The organism is Enterobacter sp. DC1 (assembly GCF_000568075.1).
GTDB lineage: Bacteria > Pseudomonadota > Gammaproteobacteria > Enterobacterales > Enterobacteriaceae > Enterobacter > Enterobacter asburiae.
The window spans coordinates 379,795-398,560 of the sequence record NZ_AZUA01000001.1 but is presented as its reverse complement, the minus strand read 5'-3'; the positions used below and the strand labels follow the sequence as shown (position 1 = coordinate 398,560).

Sequence of the window (18,766 nt, the reverse complement as noted above, 5' to 3'; positions counted from 1 at the left end):
GTCTTTTGCTATAACTTCAAATGCATACTTGCAGATAACATGGAAAACTATCATGCGTACTCAAACTTTTTTTAAAGTTGCAGTGCTTACTGGTCTGTTGGCGTTGGCGGGCTGTTCTTCAAAAGTCGCCGCGCCAGAACAATATTCTGGCTTTTTAAAAGATTACTCGGGCTTGCAGCAAACGACCTCGGCGACGGGAAAACCAACGCTGCGTTGGGTTGACCCTTCCTATAACGAAGCGAATTACGACAGTATTCTTTGGACTCCGATTACTTATTATCCAACGCCAAAACCAACCACTCAAATTGGGCAAAAAACGCTTGATGAGCTGTTGAATTACACCAATACCAAAATGAAAACGGCTATTGGTACGCGTAAGCCAATTGTGACCACGCCGGGTAAACACAGCCTGATTTTCCGCGGTGCAATTACCGGGGTGAGTTCGCAGAAAGAGGGTCTACAGTTCTATGAAGTGGTGCCGGTCGCGCTGGTGGTAGCAGGTACGCAGATGGCAACCGGGCATCGCACCATGGACACGCATCTCTTCTTTGAAGGTGAGCTGATCGATGCGGCCACCAACAAACCGGTCATGAAGGTGGTGCGTAAAGGCGAAGGTAAAGATCTGAACAACGAAAGTACGCCAATGACCTTTGCGACGCTGAAGCAGGTTGTTGATGATATGGCGACGGATGCCACCATGTTTGATGTGAAAAAACCCGCTAAATAAAATAAAACGGCCTGCGTAATGCAGGCCTTTTTATTTACGCCGTTCGTAAGCGCCTGAACCAGGTTTCTGGTTTGGTAAACATCACCATATTTCCCCCCAGAATCAGCAATAAGCCCACAATACCGTTGATATGCCAGACGTAGCCTTCATACACTGTGGAGATAGACAATGCCACCAGCGGGAAGAGCAGCGTACTGTAGGCCGCTTTGCCCGGACCAATGCGTCCCACCAGCGTGAAGTAGGCGCCAAAGGCAATGACCGAACCAAACAGGGCCAGATAGAGCAGCGCGCCAACGTAGCTGATGGTCCACTCTGGTGCGAAGCTGTCGCCTCTGAACAGGGCAATGCAGCCCATCACCAGCGTGCCGTAGAGCATCGCCCAGGCGTTGGTGGTCATGGTTTCAAGACCTCTGCGCTGATGACGCATGCTGATCATATTGCCCAGCGAGAAGCCGTAGGTGCCGAGCGCGGAGAGACCAATCCCGGTCAGGAGCGACGCGCTCCAGCCGCTGGCCAGCAGATCGTCCCAGAAGAGGGTGACGATCCCAGTCAGCCCCAGTGCCGCCGCCGTCCAGAAACGCGCCGGCGGGCGCTGCCCGAAGAAGATAAAGCTGTTAATGGCGTTATAGAGCACGGCCATGGAGAAGATCACCGATTCCAGCCCGGTGTTGATGTGCGAGGCTGCGGCGTAAAAACACCAGAAGTTAAAGCAGAAAACGCAGCATCCCTGGAGCATACAAAAAAGGTGATCCCGCAGCGCCAGCTTGCGCAGACGGCGCAGGGCGATTAACACCACCATCATCGTGAGGCTGGCGACGGCGAAACGCCAGAAAATAGAGACGGGCGCCGCCACGGGCCCCTGCTGCAGGAAAATCGCAATCCAGGTGGTTCCCCAGATAACCACCACCAGTCCGTATAATAATGCGTTCATACTTTTTCTCTTCTCAAACCACGGAAGCCCGCAGTATGGCGCCGAGATCGGGCAGGGGCTTTCACCGGCTTGCGGGTGACTTGCAAAATCTTGCGCTTTTTTCTTTTCCGGGGGCTGGCAACGGGAGACAACTCTTCTTAGACTGATATTCCAGTCAATCACGCGCTAACGGTTATGTCTCACGCTTACGATACCTTTGAAACGCTTTGCCAACAGAATGCGGTCCTGCGGGAAACCGTCTCGCTGAATTCGGGCATTCAGCTGGCAGCGTGGTACAACAAGCACGATACGATAACGGTAAAAAGTAACCACCATACCCTCAGCCTGTACGTGGCGGACGGCTACGAAAGCTACCAAAAAACGCCGGGCGGCTGGAAGAACGGCGGGGGGCCGGACCGTTTCTGCCTGATGCCAAAAGAGAGCGAATCGACGTGGGATATACGTGATGACCTGTCGTTTGTGCATCTCTACTGCACCGATGAACACCTGCGCGACGTGGGGGAAAAGATCTGGGACAAGCGCCCGCTTTCGCTGACGCTGGATGAGCGCATTTTTGGTAGCGATCCGAAGATCACCGCGCTGTATCGCCAGTTTTTGCTCGGCTGCGACTGGCAGCAGCACGCCAACCAGCTCACCCTGAGCACGGCCTCTACGCTGCTCCTGACCCATCTCCTGCAAAACTACTCTAACGTTCAGTGGAAGCTGCCGGTCGTCACCGGCGGGCTATCGCCATTCGTGCTGCGCAACGTGCTGGCCTTTATCGAAGAGAACCTGGGCCAGCCCCTGACGCTGGCTGAACTGGCGGCGCAGGCCGCCCTCAGCGAATACCATTTTGCCCGCATGTTCCGCCAGTCGACGGGGCTGGCGCCGCATCAGTACGTGATGCAGAGAAGAATGGAAAAAGCGAAGGCGCTGGTGCAGAACACGGCGACGCCGCTAACGGACATCGCCCTTGCCTGCGGGTTTAACTCCGCCAGCCACTTCAGCAACCGCTTTCGCAGCGCGACGGGCATGACGCCTTCGCAGCTACGCGCGGCGAGCGCGTGAAAACAGGGCATAGCATACGCCGCCCAGCACCAGCCCCCAGAATGCCGAACCGATGCCAAGGATCGTGACGCCGCTCGCGGTCATCAGGAACGTGACGATGGCCGCGTCGCGCTCCGCCTCGTGGCTCAGTGCCTGATATAAACTCCCGCTGATGGTGCCCAGCAGCGCCAGACCGGCGAGCGTCTGGATCCAGCTGAGCGGCAGAGCGGCCATCAGCCCGGTAATCGAACCGCCGAAAATCCCCGCCAGCAGATAAAATCCTCCGGCTGCGATGGCCGCCAGCCAGCGTTTACCGGCGTCCGGGTGTGCATCCGGACTTTGACAAATGGCGGCAGTAATGGCCGCGATACAGATAGAAAAGACGCCAAAAGGGGAAAGCAGCAGCGCCAGCGCACCCGTCACGATGATGAGCGGCGAGACCGCCAGCGGGTAACCGGAGGCCTTCATCGTGGCGAAACCCGGCGCGTTTTGCGATGCCATGGTCACCAGGAAGAAGGGCACGCCAATACTCACCAGGCTGGTGAAGGTGAATGTGGGCGCAATAAACTCAGGCATCACAAGCGAGAGCGTAAGCTTATCCGTGACAACGTCACCGCCCGCCCATGCCACGACACCGCCGACCAGCAGCGTGACCACGATGGCATAGCGCGGCGCCAGCGCTTTTGCTATCAGCCACGCCGCAATCATGCTGCCGCACAGCAGAAAGTGACCCTCCAGGTGCACAAACGCGTGCAGGCCAAACTGCAGCAACACGCCTGCCAGCATGGCGGCGGCAAGCGAATGGGGGATCAGCCTCATCAGACGGGCGAAGAGTCCGGTGATGCCGCAAAGTAAAATGAGCGCGTTAGCAAAGATGAACACGCCGATCGTTTCCGGCAGCGTCACGCCGTGCAGGCTGGTGGCGAGCAGCGCCGCGCCGGGCGTTGACCAGGCGGTCAGCACCGGTGCTTTGTACCACCAGGAAAGCGCCAGCGTGCTGACACCCATCCCAATCCCCAGCGCGGTCATCCAGCCTGCGATCTGCTGTGCGCTGGCACCAGCCGCCGCGGCGGCCTGCCAGATGATGGCGGCCGAGCTGGCGTAACCGACCAGCACGGCGACAAATCCAGCCAGTGCGACTGGAACAAGGTGAGAGGAAGGGCGCATGAAAACTCCGTTGTGCGTTATAACGTCCGGCATAAGGTAACACTGTGCGCTATAGCGTACAAGTGGTATGCTGATCGCCATCAGGAGGGACCATGGACATCACACTACACCTTGCAACAACGCTGAAAACGCTGCGCCAGGCGCGCGGCTGGAGTTTGTCGAAGCTCGCGGACGAGACCGGCGTGTCAAAAGCCATGCTCGGGCAAATCGAGCGCAATGAATCCAGCCCGACGGTGTCGACGCTGTGGAAAATTGCCACCGGACTCAACGTCCCGTTTTCCGCGTTCATCACGCCAGAGGCGGATCGGCAGGCGGTGTTTGACCCGCAGCAGCAGGCGATGGTGGTCAAACCGCTTTTTCCGTGGGACGAGACGCTCGGGTTTGATTATTTCTCCATTACGCTGGCACCCGGTGCGCTGAGTGAATCCACGCCGCATGAGGCCGGGGTGATTGAACATGTTGTGGTGGTCAGCGGCGAGCTGGAGATGAAGCTTGACGGCGAATGGCAGATGATTTCTGCCGATTCGGGCGTCCGTTTCGCCGGCGATAAACCGCACGCCTACCGCAACAGCAGCGACCGGACGGTGCATTTTCACTCCCTGATTCATTATCCCCGCTGACGCTACGCAAAACTGTTTCGCTGACGCATACTTCTGACTACAATAGCCGCCATTTTGACCATAACGGATAACGACGAAGTATGCGCCTGCAATCCCATCATCTTGAACTTTTAAGCCCGGCCCGTGACGCCGCCATTGCCCGTGAAGCGATCCTTCACGGCGCTGACGCCGTCTACATTGGCGGCCCTGGCTTCGGTGCCCGCCATAACGCCAGCAACAGCCTGAGCGATATTGCCGAGCTGGTGCCGTTCGCCCACCGTTTCGGGGCGAAAGTGTTCGTGACCCTGAACACCATTCTTCATGATGATGAGCTGGAGCCTGCGCAACGTCTGATTACCGATCTCTACCAGACCGGCGTTGATGCCCTGATCGTTCAGGACATGGGCGTGCTTGAGCTGGATATTCCGCCCATTGAGCTGCATGCCAGTACCCAGTGCGATATCCGCACGGTCGAGAAAGCGAAGTTTCTCTCCGACGTCGGCTTTTCGCAGATCGTTCTGGCGCGCGAGCTGAACCTGAATCAGATCCGCGATATTCACCAGGCGACAGACGCGACGATTGAATTCTTTATCCACGGTGCGCTGTGCGTGGCGTACTCCGGTCAGTGCAACATTTCCCACGCGCAGACGGGCCGCAGCGCCAACCGCGGCGACTGTTCTCAGGCCTGCCGTCTGCCGTATACCCTGAAAGACGATCAGGGTCGCGTCGTGGCGTTTGAAAAACACCTGCTCTCCATGAAGGATAACGATCAGACGGCCAACCTGGGCGCGCTGATCGACGCGGGTGTGCGTTCCTTCAAGATTGAAGGGCGCTACAAAGATATGAGCTACGTGAAGAACATCACCGCGCACTATCGCCAGATGCTCGACGCCATCATCGACGATCGCGGCGACCTGGCGCGCGCGTCGGCCGGCCGCACCGAGCATTTCTTTATCCCGTCGACGGACAAAACGTTCCACCGCGGCAGCACGGACTATTTTGTGAATGCCCGTAAAGGGGATATCGGCGCGTTTGACTCCCCGAAGTTTATCGGTTTACCGGTGGGTGAAGTGCTGAAAGTGGCGAAGGATCACCTTGATGTTGAAGTGACGGAACCGCTGGCGAACGGCGATGGCCTTAACGTGATGATTAAGCGTGAGGTCGTGGGCTTCCGCGCCAATACGGTCGAGAAAACCGGCGAGAACCGCTACCGCGTCTGGCCGAATGAAATGCCCGCCGATCTCTACAAGGCGCGGCCGAACGCGGCGCTTAACCGTAATCTCGATCATAACTGGCAGCAGGCGCTGCTGAAAACCTCCAGCGAACGCCGTATCGCCGTGGATATTGAGCTGGGCGGCTGGGAAGAGCAGCTGATTCTGACCATGACCTGTGAAGACGGGATAAGCGTGACGCACACGCTCGATGGCCTTTTCGAGGTGGCAAACAACGCGGAAAAAGCGCTTAACAGCCTGAAGGATGGCGTGGCGAAGCTGGGCCAGACGATTTACTACGCGCGCGCTATCGACGTGAATCTGCCGGACGCGCTGTTTGTGCCAAACAGCCTGCTTAACCAGTTCCGTCGTGAAACGGCAGAGATGCTGGATGCCGCACGCCTGGCGCAGTATCCGCGCGGAAGCCGTAAAGCGGAAGCCGTTCCTGCGCCAGTATACCCGGACACCCATTTATCCTTCCTCGCCAACGTCTACAACCATAAAGCGCGTGAATTCTATCATCGCCACGGCGTGCAGCTGATCGACGCAGCCTATGAAGCGCATGAAGAGAAGGGCGATGTACCGGTGATGATCACCAAGCACTGCCTGCGCTTTGCGTTTAACCTCTGTCCCAAGCAGGCGAAAGGGAACATTAAGAGCTGGAAGGCTACCCCTATGCAGCTGGTAAACGGCGATGAAGTTCTGACCCTCAAGTTCGACTGCCGTCCCTGCGAAATGCATGTGATTGGTAAGATGAAAAACCACATCTTTAAAATGCCGCAGCCCGGCAGTATCGTGGCGTCCGTCAGTACGGACGATCTGATGAAAACCCTGCCAAAACGCAAGGGCAGCTAATTACCGAAAGTGCGTGTCCGGTTTGCGCGACTTCTGCCACAGGTGGTGTTCGCGCAAACCCTCCGCCGATTCTTCCGCAGCGCTTCGCAACTCATCGCTGTCTGCTTCATGACGAAGCTGATGCGCCACATTCTTGACCCATAAATATTCGTGTCCTTTATGTCCGGCCATAAGCTGACCAGAAAACAGCGCACAGATAAGCATGACGAAAGATAACCCTTTTTTAAGCATGGATTCACCGCTGAAAAAGAATGCGGGATAATCATGTCGATTATTTCTTAGGGTTATTATTCAAAAATTAAAATTAGTGCAAAGAAAATGTCAAATAATGAGCGTTCGGAATAGCATTTAGGACAGTTCCTAAAAAATATCTGAATCTTTGTAAACTACCATTTCTGGTCCAAAAATGGATGTTTGCATTAAGGATTAATCTTATATAATAGTTATCTTGGGCTAAGGAACAGGTCATTCATAAATGAAAAAAATAATAGCGCTTGCGCTTCTGGCAGTGGCTGTTGGAGCCGCTGCAGGGGTTCGTTATGCAGGTAATGACGAACCAGAATATATTCAGTCTGCAGAAACTCGCGTGGGTTCTTATTTAACCAGCGATTATGGTGGTGTTGCCTGCGCCAGTAAAAAAGTGAACGATCAGCGTTGGGAATTAGACTGCACTCATCAGGCGAGAGGAAAAACATTCCAGTTCGCGGTATATCCGTCTGAAAAAGCACCTTATGGTGTCGCTCGCTCCTTTTATCTGGAAGCCATTAATGACGATGCAAAACAGAGCGCTGAGCAGGGCCTTATGCGTTATTTGCAGATCAATACCCATGCTGGTTAATAAGGTTGTTTAGCGTTCGTTAAGACAACAGGTGTTAGGTTGTATGAGATCCGCTGCCTGGCCATGGAGTGTCGGGACGTAGAGACCAAAACACAAATCTATCCATGCAAGCATTTACCGCCATTTTTTGGCGGTTTTTTTTGCGCAGATCTTCGCGGTGGGGTTATTGCGTCAGCCGATAATGCGACTGCACCAGGCCCGAAGGGAAGCTGCGGCTTGATACCAGTGTCAAATCAATATCCCGGGACAACGTTCCGAACAGCGGTTTTCCCTCCCCGAGCAGGACAGGTACGGTCGTGATCACCATATCGGCTACCAGTCCTTCGCGCAGAAACGACTGGATCACCTGTCCGCCATCGAGATAGACGCGATGTACGTCCTGCGCAGCGAGATCGTCCAGCACCTCCTTTGGCGTGCGGCAAGAGAACTGCACTTTTCCCTTTAGCGCCTCCGGCACGGTCGTGTTGGCCAGCTGTTGGGAGAGCACCAGCACGGGACGATCGTAAGGCCATGCGTCAAAGGTCAGTACCTTTTCATAGCTACCCCGGCCCATCACGATCCACTCTTTGTCGGCGATGAATGCCTCATAGCCATGATCTTCCGTTGGATCGTCGCGCTGCAATAGCCAGTCGATATCGTCATTCTGTCGGGCGATGTAACCATCAAGACTAACCGCGATAAAAACGTGTGTGGTAACCATCAGGTGCTCCGTATTACGAAAATTAAAAGGCGATTGAGCCACCCTGGCACGTTCACAGGTTATGTCGTTAAAGAATAGCAAGGAACATAAAGTGAACGGAATGACCACCAGAGCCGTATGTCCCCCCTCACCCCAGCCCTCTCCCTCAAGGGAGAGGGGGTCGTCCGTGCAGGCATTATTTTGTGGGGAACCCTCAACCGTTAGCGGGCAGTACCCGGACGTGAAAATTGTTTGCGATACTGAGCCGGGGAAAGCGCGAACTGCTGGCGAAAATGATGACGCAGTGTCGACGCCTGACCAAACCCGGTCTGTTCAGCGATGCTGTCGATGCTTAACCGGCTGCTTTCCAGATAATCTTTTGCTCTCAGCAGGCGCTCATTGATCAACCAGCGTGCGGGCGTCGTCCCCGTTGCCGCCTCGAAGCGACGAAGGAAGGTGCGCTGGCTCATTCCGACCCGACGCGCCAGGGAGTCGACGCTGTGCGCCTCGATAAGATGCGTGTGCAGAAAGTCAAACAGCTGGCCGAGACGCTGGCTTTCCCGCAGCTGGGCTACCGGACGGCTCAGCTGTTGGGGCTGTGAACCATCCCGGTGAGGGGGAATGACCAGCCGACGCGCCACGCTGTTTGCGGTTTCCATGCCATAATCCCGCCGCACAACGTGCAGACAGAGATCGATTCCCGCCGCGCTGCCCGCGGACGTCAGAATATCGCCTTCGTCCTGGTAGAGTACATCCTCAACCACGTCGATGTCAGGGTAACGGGTTTTAAGCGCGTCGATGTAGCGCCAGTGGGTTGTGGCTTTGCGGCCGTTCAGTAGCCCCGTTGCGGCCAGCACAAACACCCCCGAACAGATGGAGAGCAGCTGGCATCCTCGCGCGCTGGCCTTGCGTAGTGCCTCGCAGAGCGCATCCGGAACCGGTGAATCCAGCCCCCGCCAGCCGGGAACCACAATCAGGTCCGCAGACGCAAGCAGGCTTAAATCACCATCGGTAACGATGCGGATCCCGCCTGTTGCCCGAAGTTCACCGCTGTCCACGCTCGCCACCGCAAAACGATACCACTCGTCGCCCAGCTCGGGACGCGGCAGGCCGAAGATCTCCACCGCCACGCCAAACTCAAAGGTACACAGCCCGTCATACGCCAGCACGACCACCAGCGGGCGGGCAATTTGTCTTAAGTTTGTCATCTTTTTGCTGTTTTCTGGCATAAGCGAACGCATTCACGGGCTGAATTTGTGGATAGAGTAGTGTTAACACAAACGCCAAAGATGAGGAAGGATCATGAGCTATGTTACTGAATTTCCGGCTGCCGAGCCGCAGGAAGCCGTTACCCATTTTCTGCGCCGCCTGAGCGTTGAAACCGACTGTGCGGATGTGCACCATGCCATCGCCAATAATGAGCAGGACTTCGTGCTGCTGCACGTAGTGGGCAGCCCGGAGCAGTTTGCCCGCCGTCACGTGCCGGGCGCATTGCACCTGCCGCGGAGCCAGATTACCGCTGAGCGCATGGCCGAATGGCCTGAAGGCACGCTGTTCGTCGTTTACTGCGCAGGGCCGCACTGTAACGGCGCGGACAGAGCCGCGCTTAAGCTGGCGCGCCTCGGCCTGCCGGTCAAAATCATGCTCGGGGGGATCGCCGGATGGGAGGATGAAAAGTTCGCCTTTGCCAGCAGCGAAACCGCCGTCGCGCTGTGAACATGAATTTTTTTCAACACCCGTGAAATTTTCTCGTTTGCCGGAACAGGACAGGTATGACATCTTTTTTGGACATTTAGACATCCAGAAGTCTAAAAATTCAAATAGTGAATTATCACTGCGGGTAATTAATACCGGCAGACCGAGGAGATTTCCATGCAACGACACCATGCCCCGTACCGCGCCGATGTAGTCGGCAGTTTTTTACGCCCGGATGCCATCAAGCAGGCTCGCCTGAAGTTCGCCAGCGGCGAAATTGACGCCGGACAGCTTCGCGCGGTGGAAGACGATGCTATTCGCCACGTCGTTGAGCAGCAGTGCGCGTGCGGCCTGCATGTGGTCACCGACGGTGAATTTCGTCGTGCCTGGTGGCACTTTGACTTCTTCGACGGTCTGCAGGGCGTTGAGCGTTACGATTCACAGCAGGGCATTCAGTTCAACGGGGTACAAACCAAAGCCCACGGCGTGCGCGTGACCGGCAAGCTGGGCTTTGGCGACCATCCGATGCTCGAAGATTTCCGCTACCTGAAAAGCATCAGCGGCAATGCTCAGCCAAAGATGACCATTCCCAGCCCAAGCGTGCTCCATTTCCGCGGCGGCCGTAAAGACATTGATGCGACGGTCTACCCGGATCTGAATGACTATTTCGACGATCTGGCGAACACCTGGCGCGACGCCATCCGCGCATTTTACGACGCGGGCTGCCGTTACCTGCAGCTGGACGACACCGTCTGGGCCTATCTGTGTTCGGACGATCAGCGCCGTCAGATCCGCGAGCGCGGTGATGATGCCGATGAGCTGGCACGCATCTATGCCCGCGTCCTGAACAAGGCGCTGGAAGGCAAGCCGGACGATCTGACCATCGGGCTGCACGTCTGCCGCGGTAACTTCCGTTCAACCTGGATTTCCGAAGGCGGCTATGAGCCGGTGGCGGAAGTGCTGTTCGGGACGGTCAACGTTGACGCCTTCTTCCTTGAATACGATAACGACCGCAGCGGGGATTTCGCGCCATTGCGCTTCATTCGCCCGGGCAAGCAGCAGGTGGTGCTGGGCCTTATCACCACGAAAAACGGCGAGCTGGAGAACCCGGAGGGGATTAAAGCCCGTCTGGAAGAGGCGGCGAAATACGTGGCAAAAGAGCAAATTTGCCTCAGCCCGCAGTGCGGCTTTGCCTCTACCGAAGAGGGCAACAGCCTGAGCGAATCCCAGCAGTGGGATAAAGTCCGTCTGGTCACGCAGATCGCCAGCGAAGTCTGGTAAAGCCTCTTCCACAGCGCTGCATTATAAAAGTGCAGCGCTGTGCCATTCTGAGACGTTCTCTTTACATCCCGCGTTCCCCCACCTGAAATAGCGCTTCCTCCATTCTGGCATCCTTTTTGCTCCTGCTTCGCTGACACATTTTTTTCCGCGTCCACGCCGTAACGGACGTTTTCGCACAGCGTTCTTTTTCAGGAGTGAAAATATGCAGCGTCGTACCTTATTAAAAGCCTTTGCGTTATCCGCGTCCGTCGTGGCGATGGGAATGAGTTTTGGCGTGCAGGCGGCCGATACCATCAAAGTGGGGATCATGCATTCTCTTTCCGGCACCATGGCCATCTCCGAAACCCCGCTGAAGGACGTCGCGCTGATGACCATCGACGAGATCAACGCGAAAGGCGGCGTGCTGGGTAAAAAACTGGAGCCGGTGGTGGTGGATCCCGCCTCAAACTGGCCGCTGTTTGCCGAGAAGGCGCGCCAGCTGTTAAGTCAGGATAAAGTGGCGGTGGTATTCGGCTGCTGGACGTCGGTATCGCGCAAATCCGTGCTGCCGGTCTTCGAGGAGCTGAACGGTCTGCTGTTCTATCCGGTGCAGTATGAAGGCGAAGAGATGTCGCCAAACGTCTTCTATACCGGCGCCGCACCGAACCAGCAGGCCATCCCGGCGGTGGAATACCTGATGAGCGAAGACGGCGGCGCGGCGAAGCGCTTCTTCCTGCTGGGCACGGACTATGTTTACCCGCGCACCACCAACAAGATCCTGCGCGCGTTCCTGCATTCGAAAGGGGTGGAGGATAAGGACATCGAGGAGGTTTACACCCCGTTCGGTCACAGCGACTACCAGACCATCGTCGCCAACATCAAGAAATTCTCTGCGGGCGGTAAAACCGCCGTGGTGTCGACCATCAACGGCGATTCCAACGTTCCGTTCTACAAAGAGCTGGCTAACCAGGGGCTGAAGGCAACCGACGTGCCGGTGGTGGCGTTCTCCGTGGGCGAAGAAGAGCTGCGCGGGATCGACACCAAACCGCTGGTCGGCAACCTCGCGGCGTGGAACTACTTTGAATCCGTGGATAACCCGACCAACCAGGCCTTTGTGGCGGATTACAAAGCCTATGCCAAAGCGCACAAGCTGCCTAACGCCGATACCGTGGTGACCAACGACCCGATGGAAGCGACTTACGTGGGGATTCATATGTGGGCGCAGGCGGTGGAAAAAGCGGGTACTACCGACGTGGATAAAGTGCGTGCGGCGATGGCCGGTCAGTCCTTTAAGGCGCCGTCAGGCTTTACGCTCACCATGGATGCCACCAACCACCATCTGCATAAGCCGGTCATGATCGGCGAAATCGAAGGCAACGGTCAGTTCAACGTGGTGTGGCAGACCGAACAGCCGGTACGCGCCCAGCCGTGGAGCCCGTTCATCGCCGGAAACGATAAAAAGCCCGACCAGCCGATGAAAACCGCCAGCAACTAAGCCATCACCAGGGAGAAACGTCATGAACGCCATGCGCATGTTCATCGCTCTTGTATGGCTTTCCGGACTGCTGCCAGGGATGGCGCAGGCATCGGATGCCGATCGTTTTGTTGCCGCCAGCCGCAGCCAGCAGGCGGAGTTGCTTTCGCAGTGGGCCGCCGCGCCGGACGCCGCGAGGCTGCCGCTGCTGCAGGCGCTGCAAAAAGAAAATCTTTATACCGACAGCCAAAAGCACGCCTTTGCGCAGCGCAGCGGTCAAATGGTCTCGCTCGGTGACGCTAAGTCGACCGAAGGGGCAGCCAAAGCCGTTCGTCTGACCAACCGGCTGCGCGTGCTGGCCGCCACGGCTATCGCTACGCATCAGCTGGTGAGTGACAGTGTCACGGAAAGGCGGGCGGCAGCTCGTCAGTTTCAGCGGGATGCCCAGCCCGGAATGCTCGCTTTTCTGGAAAAACGGGTAAACGATGAAACGGACGCGGTGGCACGTCAGGCGCTTTTACTGGCGGTAGCGAATCTCCAGCTAGCCAGCCCGCAGGCAGAGGTGCGCCGCAGGGCCGTCGAGTTATTAGGGCAGTCCGACGATCCGGACGTGGAGTCCAGACTTACCCCGTTTACCCAGGCACAGACAGAGCCGGATGCCGGGGTTCGCGCCGCCGCGCAGGAGAGTCTGAGCCAGATTCAGCATCGGCTGATGTGGGGCGATCTGCTGGGCCAGGCGTTCATGGGGCTATCCCTGGGGTCGGTGCTGCTGCTGGCGGCGCTGGGGCTTGCCATCACCTACGGCCTGCTGGGCGTCATCAATATGGCGCACGGCGAGATGCTGATGCTGGGGGCGTATGCCACCTGGATGGTGCAGCAGGCGATGGCCGGGCTTGCGCCCCAGTGGCTGGCGCTTTATCCCGTTGTCGCGCTGCCGGTCGCGTTCTGCCTGACGGCGGGCATCGGGATGGTGCTGGAGCGCACCGTGATCCGTCATCTGTACGGTCGTCCGCTGGAAACGCTGCTGGCAACGTGGGGGATTAGCCTGATGCTCATTCAGCTGGTGCGCATGACGTTTGGCGCCCAGAACCTGGAGGTGGCCAACCCGGCATGGCTCTCCGGCGGGGTGCAGGTTTTTGCCAACCTGACGCTGCCGTGGAACCGCATTGTGGTGCTGGGCTTCGTGCTGCTGGTGCTGTTCTTTACCTGGCTCATTCTGAATAAAACCCGTCTGGGGCTTAACGTGCGTGCGGTGACGCAGAACCGCAGTATGGCCGCCTGCTGCGGGGTACCGACAGGCCGCGTCGATATGCTGGCGTTTGGACTTGGATCAGGAATTGCCGGGTTAGGCGGCGTGGCGCTATCGCAGCTCGGTAACGTCGGGCCGGAGCTGGGCCAGGGCTACATTATTGATTCCTTCCTCGTGGTCGTTCTCGGCGGCGTAGGCCAGCTGGCAGGCAGCGTGGCCGCGGCCTTTGGTCTGGGCATCTTCAATAAAATTCTTGAACCGCAGATGGGGGCGGTGCTGGGCAAGATCGTGATTCTGGTGGCGATCGTGCTGTTTATTCAGAAACGCCCTCAGGGGCTGTTTGCGCTGAAAGGGAGGGTGATTGACTGATGAGCCAGCCGCTGACCTTAACGCTGGCGCGCAAAGCGCCGCGCACAACGCAACTTGCAGGCAGCCTGCTGGTGGTGTGTCTGCTGATCTTACCGTTTTTCGCCTTACTGCCTGCGACGCATCCGCTGGCGCTGTCGACCTGGATGCTGACGCTGATTGGCAAGATCCTCTGCTATGCCATCGTTGCGGTGGCGCTGGATCTGGTGTGGGGCTACGCCGGGATGCTCTCGCTCGGGCACGGCATCTTCTTCGCTCTGGGCGGCTATGCGATGGGGATGTACCTGATGCGCCAGGCCGCGGGTGACGGTCTGCCCGCGTTTATGTCGTTTCTCTCCTGGAGCGAACTGCCGTGGTTCTGGTGGGGAACCCAGCATTTTGCCTGGGCGCTGGTGCTGATTGTGATGGTGCCGGGCCTGCTGGCGCTGGTGTTCGGCTGGTTCGCCTTCCGCTCAAAGATCAAAGGGGTCTACTTCTCGATTATGACCCAGGCGCTGACCTATGCCGGGATGCTGCTGTTCTTTCGCAACGAAACCGGTTTTGGCGGCAATAACGGCTTTACCGGCTTCACCACGCTGCTCGGGTTTTCGGTGACGGAAACGACCACCCGTATCGCGCTGTTTCTGGCGACCGTGCTGTTGCTGATCCTGGCGTTGGGCACCGGATTTGCCCTGGCGAAGAGCAAGTTTGGCCGCATCCTGACCGCCGTTCGCGACGCTGAAAACCGCCTGACGTTTTGCGGCTACGATCCGCGCGGCTTCAAGCTGCTGGTATGGACGCTCTCCGCCGTGCTGTGCGGCCTGGCGGGGGCGCTGTACGTCCCGCAGGTGGGCATTATCAATCCCGGTGAAATGTCGCCAACCAACTCAATAGAAGCGGCCATCTGGGTGGCGCTGGGCGGGCGCGGCACGCTGGTCGGTCCGGTGATTGGCGCGGCGCTGGTGAACGGCGCCAAGAGTTTCTTCACCGTCGCGATGCCGGAATACTGGCAGCTGTTCCTGGGGCTGATTTTCATCGCCGTCACGCTGTTTTTACCGCGCGGCGTCTACGGTCTGTTTCGAAAGGGAGAGAAATAATGCAGCCAGCCGAAGGGTTATTTACCCGCCAGTTGCCCGGCGATCGTTACCGTGAACAGACCGACCCGGTGCTTCAGCTTGAGGCCATTAACGTCAATTTTGACGGGTTTCAGGCCCTGACCGATCTCTCGCTGAATATCGGCGTGGGCGAGCTGCGCTGCGTGATTGGCCCCAACGGCGCCGGTAAAACCACGCTGATGGACGTCATTACCGGCAAAACGCGGCCAAAGAGCGGCAGGGCGATTTACGATCAGTCCATCGACCTGACCGCGCTGGAGCCTGCGGCCATAGCCCGCCAGGGGATCGGGCGTAAATTCCAGAAACCCACCGTTTTTGAAGCGCTGACGGTGTGGGAAAACCTGGAGATCGCCATGAAAACCGATAAATCCGTCTGGGCGAGCCTGCGGGCAATGCTCAATGGCGAACAGCGCGACCGCATCGATGAGATGCTGGTTTTGCTGCGCCTTAGCAGCGAGCGCGACCGACGCGCCGGGCTGCTTTCGCACGGGCAAAAACAGTTTCTGGAAATCGGTATGCTGCTGGTTCAGGACCCGCACCTGCTGCTGCTGGATGAACCGGCCGCCGGAATGACCGACGCGGAAACGGAATACACCGCCGAGCTGTTCAAAACGCTGGCGGGTAAGCATTCGCTGATGGTGGTGGAGCACGATATGGGTTTTGTTGAGACCATCGCCGATCGCGTCACGGTGCTGCATCAGGGACGCGTGCTGGCGCAAGGTTCGCTTCGCGAGGTGCAGGCCAACGAGCAGGTGATTGAGGTCTATCTGGGGCGCTAAGGAGCGATGATGTTACAGGTTAACGAACTGAATCAGTACTACGGCGGCAGCCATATCCTGCGCGGCGTGAGCTTTGAGGCCGTCACCGGCGAAGTCACCTGTCTGCTGGGGCGCAACGGCGTCGGGAAAACCACGCTGCTGAAGTGTCTGATGGGGCTGATCCCGGCGAAAACCGGGGAGGTCATCTGGCAGGGTAAAAAGATCACCCACAGCAGGCCGCACCAGCGGGTGCACTCTGGCGTGGCGTACGTCCCGCAGGGCCGCGAGATTTTCCCGCGCCTGACCGTGGAAGAGAACCTCCTGCTGGGGCTGTCGCGATTTTCCGCCCGCGAGGCGAAGCAGGTTCCGGATGAGATCTGGCAGCTGTTCCCGGTGCTTAAAGAGATGAAGCACCGCCGCGGGGGCGATCTCTCCGGTGGACAGCAGCAGCAGCTGGCGATTGGCCGCGCTCTGGCGAGCCGCCCGCAGCTGTTGATTCTGGATGAGCCGACCGAAGGCATACAGCCGTCGGTGATTAAGGAGATTGGCCAGGTGATCCGCACCCTGGCGGATCGGGGCGACATGGCGATCCTGCTGGTCGAACAGTTCTACGACTTTGCCGCCGAGCTTGCAGACAGCTACCTGCTGATGTCGCGCGGTACGATTATTCAGCGTGGACGGGGTGAAAACATGGAGCTGGAGGGCGTTCGCGGGCTGGTTGCGATTTAAAATGTTATAATATAACATTCGCATTCTTACAAAACGGAATGAGGGTGTTATGTTGGCTGCACATATTGGGAAATTTGCCATGACTCTGGGGGCGCTGCTGGTCAGCGGCCAGCTTTTTGCTCACTCGCACGGCCACCAGATGACCGAAGCGGAACAGAAAGCGGCGAGCGGCGTGTTTGAGGATAAGGACGTGAAGGACAGAGCGCTGTCTGACTGGGACGGGACCTGGCAGTCGGTCTATCCGTTCCTGCTGGACGGCTCGCTGGATCCGGTCTTTAAGCAGAAAGCGCAGAAAGACAAAAGCAAAAACTTTGACGAGGTCAAAGCGTACTACCGCAAGGGTTATGCGACGGACGTGGATGCCATCGGCATCGAAAATAACGTGATGGAATTTCATAAGGGCAAAGCGGTCAGCCGCTGTCAGTATGATTACAGCGGCTACAAAATACTGACCTACGCATCGGGCAAAAAAGGCGTTCGCTACCTGTTTGAGTGTAAGGACGCCGGCAGCAAGGCACCGAAGTTTGTTCAGTTCAGCGACCACACCATTGGACCGAAAGCCTCTTCGCATTTTCACATTTTCATGGGCAACACCTCCCACGAGGCGCTGCTGAAAGAGATGGATAACTGGCCGACCTATTATCCGAATGAGATGTACAAAGAGCAGGTGGTGGAGGAGATGTTGCACCACTAGTCTGTTGCTTTTGCCGGGCGGCGGCTACGCCTTACCCGGCCTACGATTAGGGTTTTGTAGGTCGGGTAAGCGAAGCGCCACCCGACAGTTGAACCTCTCACGCCACGTTGGGCGTTTCGCACCACGCCTTCACGCTCATCCCGCGCAAAATCATCAGCCACGCAATGACGATGGCGACCATCATGATGACAAATAGCGACCAGTGCGGCAGGTTGGTCAGAATGATGCCGGTGATCATCGGGTTTGCCGCCGCGCCGAGCCAGCCCAGCGCCTGCGCCGAGAAATAGCTTGCCTTCATCCCCGGCGGGGCAATGTTGTCGATCAGCATATATTCGCCCGGTGCATAAATAATCTCACCCAGGGTAAAAATGGCGGCAGCGATGCCCCAGTAGACCAGGTTTTCTCCAGAGATCATAAAGCCACCCAGTCCCACGATAAAAAACAGGGTGGCGAGGGTCATTAGCGGGCGAATATTGCTGGCTGAGATCTTGCGGCCCAGCGCATATTGCAGCGTCACCACCACGGCGGCGTTGACGGGCAATACCACGGCGACCACCTTTTCGGCGAAATTACTGTCTGCATGCGCGGCCAGAACGTATTGCGAAATGCAGGTCGCGAACGATCCGCCGACGTATGACGCGAGCAGGCCAGAGAGCGTGTACCAGAACAGCGCGCGGTCTTTCAGCAGCACCGACGGCTGCCAGGGCATCTTCTCCTCGGCGGTATCCAGCGCAACGCTTTTCTGCACGAAGAAATGGATGAATCCGAGCGGCAGCGCGGCGCAGAAGGCCGCCAGCCAGAACGGCAGCTGCAGGCTGTACATCACCAGCAGGGTGCCAATCGGCGGTCCGATCGTCCAGCCAATGTTCAGGAAGCTGTAGTTAAGCGAGAAGACGCGCGCTTTTTGGCTCGTGGTGAGCACGTCGGAGAACCAGGCCTTCAGCACCGTCGAAAAGACGGAATAGGCGCAGTTGATCAGCGCAAAGAACAGCACCACCAGCGTGACGTTATCGACCAGCGGGATCGCGACAAACCCGGCGATAAAGGCCACGATCGCGATCAGCATGTAGCGTTTTTTATCAAACTTATCGGCAAGAATGCCAAATCCCAGGCTGAATACCACGCCGATAGTCAGCGCAATCGTCAGGGCATAACCAATATTCTCGACGCTCATGCTGTAGACGCGCGTGAGATAAATGGTCATAAACGGCAGCGTTGCCCCCCGACCGATGGTTAATAACAATGACGACGCCAGCAGCGCTGCGGTTGAGCGCCTGAGAGATGGTTTCATATTCCTGCCCGACAAATGCTTATGCTTTTTATGTTGTGTCCTAAAAGGATTATCACGACATAAGGGGCTTGTATAGCGCCCAATTTATCCGTAAGTGCTTCGCCTGACTGCCAGAATTAATGA

The 18,766-nt window shown here is 57.4% G+C and carries 19 protein-coding genes; 13 read left to right on the top strand and 6 right to left on the bottom strand.

What is annotated here, in order from left to right; genetic code table 11:
• Positions 1-52: 52 nt before the first annotated feature.
• The gene (locus P346_RS19520) at positions 53-727 is read left to right on the top strand and encodes a DUF3313 domain-containing protein (RefSeq protein ID WP_032657106.1); all 675 of its coding nucleotides are present in this window, start codon (positions 53-55) and stop codon (positions 725-727) included.
• Between the two features lie 34 nt (positions 728-761).
• Here P346_RS19520 and P346_RS19525 read toward each other — a convergent pair whose 3' ends face one another.
• Entirely contained in the window at positions 762-1,658 is an 897-nt protein-coding gene (locus tag P346_RS19525; RefSeq protein WP_032657104.1) for a DMT family transporter, read from the bottom strand.
• Between the two features lie 174 nt (positions 1,659-1,832).
• On the opposite strand from P346_RS19525, the gene P346_RS19530 reads away from it, so the two are divergent.
• Positions 1,833-2,705, top strand: coding sequence for a helix-turn-helix transcriptional regulator (locus tag P346_RS19530; protein WP_032657103.1), 873 nt, complete (start codon positions 1,833-1,835; stop codon positions 2,703-2,705).
• On the opposite strand, the gene P346_RS19535 is transcribed toward P346_RS19530, so the two are convergent.
• A complete protein-coding gene (locus tag P346_RS19535) occupies positions 2,685-3,851 on the bottom strand; it encodes a benzoate/H(+) symporter BenE family transporter (protein WP_032657101.1) in 1,167 nt (388 codons plus the stop codon). The two genes, P346_RS19530 and P346_RS19535, sit on opposite strands and share 21 nt — an antisense overlap.
• 92 nt (positions 3,852-3,943) lie before the next feature.
• Between P346_RS19535 and P346_RS19540 the strand changes: the two genes are divergently transcribed.
• Together P346_RS19540 and P346_RS19545 are read left to right on the top strand one after the other, a co-directional pair.
• The gene (locus P346_RS19540) at positions 3,944-4,471 is read left to right on the top strand and encodes a helix-turn-helix domain-containing protein (protein ID WP_032657100.1); all 528 of its coding nucleotides are present in this window, start codon (positions 3,944-3,946) and stop codon (positions 4,469-4,471) included.
• A gap of 80 nt (positions 4,472-4,551) precedes the next feature.
• Positions 4,552-6,516, top strand: a complete 1,965-nt coding sequence (locus P346_RS19545) for a peptidase U32 family protein (RefSeq protein WP_032657098.1) — start codon at positions 4,552-4,554, stop codon at positions 6,514-6,516.
• Here the strand turns inward: P346_RS19545 and P346_RS19550 are convergent, their stop codons facing one another.
• Positions 6,517-6,747 (bottom strand): DUF2554 family protein, encoded by a 231-nt coding sequence (locus tag P346_RS19550; protein ID WP_032657096.1) that lies wholly within the window; start codon positions 6,745-6,747, stop codon positions 6,517-6,519.
• Between the two features lie 244 nt (positions 6,748-6,991).
• On the opposite strand from P346_RS19550, the gene P346_RS19555 reads away from it, so the two are divergent.
• Complete coding sequence (locus P346_RS19555; protein ID WP_032657095.1) at positions 6,992-7,354, top strand: hypothetical protein; 363 nt, start codon at positions 6,992-6,994, stop codon at positions 7,352-7,354.
• A 163-nt stretch (positions 7,355-7,517) separates the two neighbouring features.
• Here the strand turns inward: P346_RS19555 and P346_RS19560 are convergent, their stop codons facing one another.
• Together P346_RS19560 and ftrA are read right to left on the bottom strand one after the other, a co-directional pair.
• Entirely contained in the window at positions 7,518-8,054 is a 537-nt protein-coding gene (locus tag P346_RS19560; protein ID WP_032657094.1) for a dihydrofolate reductase family protein, read from the bottom strand.
• Positions 8,055-8,254: 200 nt separating this feature from the next.
• Positions 8,255-9,262: a transcriptional regulator FtrA gene (gene ftrA / locus P346_RS19565; RefSeq protein WP_032657092.1), complete on the bottom strand. Its 1,008-nt coding sequence runs from the start codon at positions 9,260-9,262 to the stop codon at positions 8,255-8,257.
• A 73-nt stretch (positions 9,263-9,335) separates the two neighbouring features.
• Here ftrA and P346_RS19570 point away from each other — a divergent pair, with 73 nt between their 5' ends.
• The 8 genes from P346_RS19570 (at position 9,336) to zinT (ending at position 17,352) form a co-directional block, all read left to right on the top strand.
• Positions 9,336-9,749 (top strand): rhodanese-like domain-containing protein, encoded by a 414-nt coding sequence (locus P346_RS19570; protein WP_032657090.1) that lies wholly within the window; start codon positions 9,336-9,338, stop codon positions 9,747-9,749.
• 156 nt (positions 9,750-9,905) lie between these two features.
• The gene (locus P346_RS19575) at positions 9,906-11,009 is read left to right on the top strand and encodes a cobalamin-independent methionine synthase II family protein (RefSeq protein ID WP_032657088.1); all 1,104 of its coding nucleotides are present in this window, start codon (positions 9,906-9,908) and stop codon (positions 11,007-11,009) included.
• Positions 11,010-11,211: 202 nt separating this feature from the next.
• Entirely contained in the window at positions 11,212-12,483 is a 1,272-nt protein-coding gene (urtA, locus tag P346_RS19580) for an urea ABC transporter substrate-binding protein (protein WP_014883816.1), read from the top strand.
• A 22-nt stretch (positions 12,484-12,505) separates the two neighbouring features.
• Positions 12,506-14,080, top strand: a complete 1,575-nt coding sequence (gene urtB / locus P346_RS19585; RefSeq protein WP_032657086.1) for an urea ABC transporter permease subunit UrtB — start codon at positions 12,506-12,508, stop codon at positions 14,078-14,080.
• Positions 14,080-15,153, top strand: a complete 1,074-nt coding sequence (gene urtC, locus P346_RS19590) for an urea ABC transporter permease subunit UrtC (RefSeq protein ID WP_032657085.1) — start codon at positions 14,080-14,082, stop codon at positions 15,151-15,153. The genes urtB and urtC overlap by 1 nt, the downstream gene beginning before the upstream one ends.
• Positions 15,153-15,950 carry an urea ABC transporter ATP-binding protein UrtD gene (gene urtD / locus P346_RS19595; protein ID WP_032657083.1) on the top strand — a complete coding sequence of 266 codons (798 nt, stop codon included), beginning with the start codon at positions 15,153-15,155 and terminating at the stop codon, positions 15,948-15,950. The genes urtC and urtD overlap by 1 nt, the downstream gene beginning before the upstream one ends.
• Before the next feature lie 9 nt (positions 15,951-15,959).
• Complete coding sequence (urtE, locus tag P346_RS19600; protein ID WP_032657081.1) at positions 15,960-16,658, top strand: urea ABC transporter ATP-binding subunit UrtE; 699 nt, start codon at positions 15,960-15,962, stop codon at positions 16,656-16,658.
• Between the two features lie 52 nt (positions 16,659-16,710).
• Positions 16,711-17,352: a metal-binding protein ZinT gene (zinT, locus tag P346_RS19605; RefSeq protein WP_032658296.1), complete on the top strand. Its 642-nt coding sequence runs from the start codon at positions 16,711-16,713 to the stop codon at positions 17,350-17,352.
• 97 nt (positions 17,353-17,449) lie between these two features.
• Here the strand turns inward: zinT and ydeE are convergent, their stop codons facing one another.
• Positions 17,450-18,643, bottom strand: coding sequence for an efflux MFS transporter YdeE (gene ydeE, locus P346_RS19610; RefSeq protein WP_032657080.1), 1,194 nt, complete (start codon positions 18,641-18,643; stop codon positions 17,450-17,452).
• Between the last annotated feature and the right edge of the window lie 123 nt (positions 18,644-18,766).

Coding starts and splice junctions, on each gene's coding strand:
- P346_RS19520 (WP_032657106.1), top strand. CDS start 53: ATGCGTACTCAAACTTTTTTTAAAGTTGCAGTGCTTACTGGTCTGTTG.
- urtE (WP_032657081.1), top strand. CDS start 15,960: ATGTTACAGGTTAACGAACTGAATCAGTACTACGGCGGCAGCCATATC.
- P346_RS19570 (WP_032657090.1), top strand. CDS start 9,336: ATGAGCTATGTTACTGAATTTCCGGCTGCCGAGCCGCAGGAAGCCGTT.
- urtB (WP_032657086.1), top strand. CDS start 12,506: ATGAACGCCATGCGCATGTTCATCGCTCTTGTATGGCTTTCCGGACTG.
- urtC (WP_032657085.1), top strand. CDS start 14,080: ATGAGCCAGCCGCTGACCTTAACGCTGGCGCGCAAAGCGCCGCGCACA.
- P346_RS19575 (WP_032657088.1), top strand. CDS start 9,906: ATGCAACGACACCATGCCCCGTACCGCGCCGATGTAGTCGGCAGTTTT.
- P346_RS19555 (WP_032657095.1), top strand. CDS start 6,992: ATGAAAAAAATAATAGCGCTTGCGCTTCTGGCAGTGGCTGTTGGAGCC.
- ydeE (WP_032657080.1), bottom strand. CDS start 18,643: ATGAAACCATCTCTCAGGCGCTCAACCGCAGCGCTGCTGGCGTCGTCA.
- P346_RS19560 (WP_032657094.1), bottom strand. CDS start 8,054: ATGGTTACCACACACGTTTTTATCGCGGTTAGTCTTGATGGTTACATC.
- P346_RS19530 (WP_032657103.1), top strand. CDS start 1,833: ATGTCTCACGCTTACGATACCTTTGAAACGCTTTGCCAACAGAATGCG.
- P346_RS19540 (WP_032657100.1), top strand. CDS start 3,944: ATGGACATCACACTACACCTTGCAACAACGCTGAAAACGCTGCGCCAG.
- urtD (WP_032657083.1), top strand. CDS start 15,153: ATGCAGCCAGCCGAAGGGTTATTTACCCGCCAGTTGCCCGGCGATCGT.
- P346_RS19525 (WP_032657104.1), bottom strand. CDS start 1,658: ATGAACGCATTATTATACGGACTGGTGGTGGTTATCTGGGGAACCACC.
- P346_RS19545 (WP_032657098.1), top strand. CDS start 4,552: ATGCGCCTGCAATCCCATCATCTTGAACTTTTAAGCCCGGCCCGTGAC.
- urtA (WP_014883816.1), top strand. CDS start 11,212: ATGCAGCGTCGTACCTTATTAAAAGCCTTTGCGTTATCCGCGTCCGTC.
- P346_RS19550 (WP_032657096.1), bottom strand. CDS start 6,747: ATGCTTAAAAAAGGGTTATCTTTCGTCATGCTTATCTGTGCGCTGTTT.
- ftrA (WP_032657092.1), bottom strand. CDS start 9,262: ATGCCAGAAAACAGCAAAAAGATGACAAACTTAAGACAAATTGCCCGC.
- P346_RS19535 (WP_032657101.1), bottom strand. CDS start 3,851: ATGCGCCCTTCCTCTCACCTTGTTCCAGTCGCACTGGCTGGATTTGTC.